We start from the raw sequence: 4,392 nt of genomic DNA on the forward strand, positions 1-4,392 counted from the left end.
AGTTGTTGTTGTGCGTCTATATTAGAGCCTGTGATGTTAATATCCTCTTTGGTGGTTTCTATAGTGAGGTTATTGGCGGTTAAATTTGAGGCAATGTTGTTGGTGGTGGCTTTGGTGGTGGCACTAACACTGCTAGAGAATAAGCCCTTAGCGCTGGATTTCATTTGTACAGATTTAGAGTCTTGTACTGATGAGATATTTAAAACTCCGTTGGTAGCGACATTAACAAAAGTTTGTAGAGATTTTGCGGTGTTAACTTCTTGGTTAACTGCATACACATTACCCACGCCACCTAATGCAAAAGCGCTTAAGTGACTTAGTATTAAAAGTAGAGAGAAGGGTTTTTTAAGGGTGGGCATTGGTGTTATTTTAGATTGGTTTTTTTAAAGATTAACGCAATCTGATTTGCAGAGTCAAAAAAATGACTATTTTATTGTTAAATTACACTCTGATTCTAATTACTTTTGTTAGTTGATTTTAAATTTAGGTTGAAAAGTAAAAAATCATGAATATTTTTTTACTATTGAAAAAAACACTACATATAGACTTGAAAAATATAAAACACACTACATATAGTGATAATGAAATATTGTAAAAATGAAGGATTTATGAATAAAGATTATGATTTTAACGAAAGTTTTAATAAATTTAGAAAAAAAATTAGTTTATCAGACGAAGATAAAAAGAATTTTTTAGAGTCTAGAGAATTAATACGTAAAACGATACGTAAAACATTTAATGAAAAAACAGAAAATTATTTTTCTCTTGATGACTTAAAAATTCTAACTCATGTTTTTTTTGAATTTGAAAGAAGTGACATTAAGCCAAAATTTATGACCCAAGGGTCTTTTGCTTACAATACAATCAATACCCCTGAAAATCCTCCAGTGCAGCAAATGGATTTAGATGATGGTATATATTTTCCTTTGAAGTATATAGAAAAAGCATCCAATGGCAATTTCAGTCAAGCTGCGCAAACTATACGTAATATAGTTTATCGCTGTGTTAATGATTTGTGTAGAGATATGAATTGGAATCTTGAGAAAAAATCTAAATGTCTGCGTGTAACTCTTGATACAAGTAGCCATATAGATTTACCTATTTACTCAGCCCCTGAAAAGGAAATGAAAAAGATTACAAAAACAAGTCTTAATTCGATTATGTCTACGGGCTCTATAGATAAATTTTTTGCTTACGAAAAGTTAGATGATATTCTTCTTGCTACAGATGACGGATGGTTAAAATCTGACCCAAGAGTAATACAACAATGGGTTGAAGACAACAAGCAAAAACGCGGTAGGAATTTTATTCATTATTCCAAATATATAAAAAATTGGAGAGATTGCCAATGGAAAAAAGACTCTGGATTTTCTTCAATTATGGTAATGGCAGGCATATCTCAGGCTATGTCTGAATATAGCTATTCAGAAAATGACAATACCGCTTTAGATTTATCCTCTATTGTCTGTATGATTAAAATGTATTTAGATGTCAACGGTGATGGAATTTTAAGTCCAGATAATCAGGAAAGGATGGACTCTGAATTAAGCAATAGAAACGAAATTATTAAGCAGCTAAATAAATTATCAATCAACCTTAATGAGTCTGTTAGTGCTGGTAGTAGTGACTTTCTTACTGAGTCTTTTGGCTCAAGATTTCCAAGTGAGAGTGTAAAGCCGTCAAAAGAGGCAGCACCTGCAATTATTACCAACTTAAATGATTTTGAATCTGATATTCCAGTAATGCCAGCAAAGAAGATTTGATATTTTCTAATTTTGATATTGATGAATTAAAAAAATTACAACCAAAATTAAATACAGTTGGTAATAGAATATCTGGTTGTTTTTATCTATCTGCTTCCCTGAGTAAAGGAGGAAATAGAAAAATAACTATTTGTAAGGATGCCCAAAAAGCAAACTATCTTAGTGACTGTTTTTATTTGGATATAATTTTTCATAAAGATAAAAGCCATCAAAATTACCCTGTCTCTGTATACGAAACCTCAAGTAAACTTTTATCATGGAAGGAAAATATACCTCCTGAATATTGGCATGTAAACCCTGATAACACATTATGTTTGGGCGTAAAAGAACAAATATTAAAAATACAGTCATCGAAAACCCCAGCTCATTTTATCAACACTTTGTTAAGTCACTATTTTTATTATATGTCTTATGTTAAGCTGAAAGGTTCTGAGCCTTGGAAAGGTCATTATCACGGCTTATTTTGTATATTAGAAACAACCTCACATAAAGAAATTAACGACAAACTACTGCGAGAATTAAAGCTACTAATTGACCCAGATATAGAAAATTGGAATAAACTCCTCAATAAAACAGAAGAAAATAAATTAAAAAGTTCGGCTATTTGCCCATTTTGTTACGGTAAAAAAAAATTAGTAAAAAATTGTAAACCTCATAAAAAACAAATACAAGGGTATAACAATTTAGTTGACTATTTTTCTAAATGACACCTGTCCTTTTGTGCCTCTATCGGTGAAATAATCACCTTTCATTGTATTAAAGTCATCAGATATTTTTAACTGGGGTACAACCCCATTATGACTAGTGTTTGTCTGACTTTTGGTATTCTGTCGTTCATTCTTATACATGTATCTAAGATACTTTTCTTTTGTAGGAGATTTATAGGGAGTGGCATCAATTACTTCTGATTTTGAACCATCTGTATTTACTGATATTTTTAAATCAAACAATGTGTGTCTAATTTTTGCACTACCCTTTACTGTTCCTGACTCAGGATCATTACAAATACTTTGCCATGTTATTGTGAACTCCCAATCTCCACTTAAATTAGGAAATAACCAGTTAGAAATAAAAGGTACTTTATTCCAAAAAAATTTCCAACATATCCCACTTAGAGTTAATAACAGCAAAAAAAAATAAGATGTGTAGCGTACTATATTCATGTTGTCATCTTCAAAAGGCATAATGATGAATACTACTAACGCCGCAACAATTACAGCGGTTATTCTAAGTACATCCCATAAATTAAATAATTTTAGCATTGGCTTCTTTGGGTAATTACATGCTAGTATTTTCGCATAATATTTCATTAAAATCTTTGAAATTTTAGGGTAATCAATAAGGGAATAGCCTCCTTATGTTTAATATAATAAATTTTAAAAAGTTGTCAGAGGTTTTGGGGTAATGTAGTATTAGTATCCATCGTAAAACTCAGTTTTCAGCGTCAGCGTCGTGTAACGCCCGTTGAAATTAAGATTTGTATTAGCAATGGTTGGGGTTGTTGCTAGGGTTGTGATTAAGGTTAAAATTGATATTAAAAATGGGTTTGGCATTTGGTTATTTTAATGAGAGGGTAGAGTTATATTTTTACGATAAAAGGGTAGCGCCCCATTTTTTCACTTTTTCTTTTTTCTTTCACAGGATCGTTTAAATTTTTTCCAATTCCTTGTTTATCATACAGGTGTAGCACTTGTTGATTTGTATGTCATTTCGTTAAATTTTTTATTTTTTTTGCATGTGTTGTAGTATTTTCTCTATTTCCAGGCATACCTATATGTTTAGTTTCAACTTCCCAAAGATAATCAAAAAAATCTTCCTCCGTTGCATTTAATTCAATTAAATTAATTAAACCTCCAATATATGAAGTATATTCATCATCAGGCCATTCAGGCCAGCCATTTAGACTTTCTCTAGAATATACTCCTATCGGATCCCACTCATTTAATATTGCTTTTATTTTTTCATATAATGTAAACTTTTCCATTTTTAATATCCTAGTATAAAGTTATAATTTTTCCAGTTTTTGGATTTACGAATACATTAATTTTATTCACTAAATCTTTATACTCTACAACACCATCTCTTGCAGGAAACTTTTTCCCATTTTTTATAACATTTTCAATAACTGAAGGAGTCAAACCTCTTTCTTGCATTCTATCAATAGCATGTCCACTATATTTTGTTCCATTAATAATTTTTGCTTTATGTTTAGGTGATTTATAAAAATTATGTCGTTCTCCTCTACGACCTACAGGAGTTTTTGGATTGCTATTAGCAATAATCTTCTTACTATTAAGATTTGTAATTGATGATCTAACATTACCAAACCCCCTCCCCCGAACCAAATCATTAACAAACGCCCCAGCATCTTTGATACTCATCGCCGTTTCTTTGGCAATGATTTTAAGCGCTTCTGTTCCGCCTACTTTTGCAACTAGGGCTTTGACGCCGTTAAGCAACACTGCACCTTCGGCGAGTGTGAGTAGTGTAAAGTATGCTTCTGTATTGCCGTCGGTGGTTTGTTCATATTCCACAGCAAGGTTTTTGATTTGCTCATCAAAGTCTTGGCCGTAAGCTTCTTTAAATTCAGCCACTTGTTCTTTTAGTCTTTCTACCTCCTCTCTGGTTT

The 4,392-nt window shown here is 31.8% G+C and carries 7 protein-coding genes; 2 read left to right on the forward strand and 5 right to left on the reverse strand.

The features are described from left to right. The coding region (locus BBROOKSOX_RS09115) for a hemagglutinin repeat-containing protein (RefSeq protein WP_139661253.1) at positions 1-359 on the reverse strand (359 nt) is incomplete at its 3' end. A gap of 249 nt (positions 360-608) precedes the next feature. Between BBROOKSOX_RS09115 and BBROOKSOX_RS09120 the strand changes: the two genes are divergently transcribed. Both BBROOKSOX_RS09120 and BBROOKSOX_RS09125 read left to right on the forward strand, forming a co-directional pair. Next, positions 609-1,763: a CBASS cGAMP synthase gene (locus BBROOKSOX_RS09120; RefSeq protein WP_139699418.1), complete on the forward strand. Its 1,155-nt coding sequence runs from the start codon at positions 609-611 to the stop codon at positions 1,761-1,763. Next, complete coding sequence (locus tag BBROOKSOX_RS09125) at positions 1,760-2,470, forward strand: hypothetical protein (protein WP_139661258.1); 711 nt, start codon at positions 1,760-1,762, stop codon at positions 2,468-2,470. Before BBROOKSOX_RS09120 ends, BBROOKSOX_RS09125 begins: the two co-directional genes overlap by 4 nt. Here the strand turns inward: BBROOKSOX_RS09125 and BBROOKSOX_RS09130 are convergent. The 4 genes from BBROOKSOX_RS09130 to BBROOKSOX_RS09145 all read right to left on the reverse strand — a co-directional run. After that, complete coding sequence (locus BBROOKSOX_RS09130) at positions 2,447-3,025, reverse strand: Cap15 family cyclic dinucleotide receptor domain-containing protein (protein ID WP_139699419.1); 579 nt, start codon at positions 3,023-3,025, stop codon at positions 2,447-2,449. The two genes, BBROOKSOX_RS09125 and BBROOKSOX_RS09130, sit on opposite strands and share 24 nt — an antisense overlap. A 150-nt stretch (positions 3,026-3,175) precedes the next feature. Then, the gene (locus BBROOKSOX_RS09135) at positions 3,176-3,316 is read right to left on the reverse strand and encodes a hypothetical protein (RefSeq protein WP_180323951.1); all 141 of its coding nucleotides are present in this window, start codon (positions 3,314-3,316) and stop codon (positions 3,176-3,178) included. Between the two features lie 152 nt (positions 3,317-3,468). Then, the gene (locus BBROOKSOX_RS09140) at positions 3,469-3,747 is read right to left on the reverse strand and encodes a hypothetical protein (RefSeq protein ID WP_139661263.1); all 279 of its coding nucleotides are present in this window, start codon (positions 3,745-3,747) and stop codon (positions 3,469-3,471) included. A gap of 10 nt (positions 3,748-3,757) precedes the next feature. Beyond that, positions 3,758-4,392 (reverse strand): DUF4258 domain-containing protein (locus BBROOKSOX_RS09145; RefSeq protein ID WP_139661266.1); only part of this gene is annotated, 635 nt, incomplete at its 5' end.

The organism is bacterium endosymbiont of Bathymodiolus sp. 5 South (assembly GCF_900128535.1).
Taxonomy (GTDB): Bacteria; Pseudomonadota; Gammaproteobacteria; order PS1; family Pseudothioglobaceae; genus Thiodubiliella.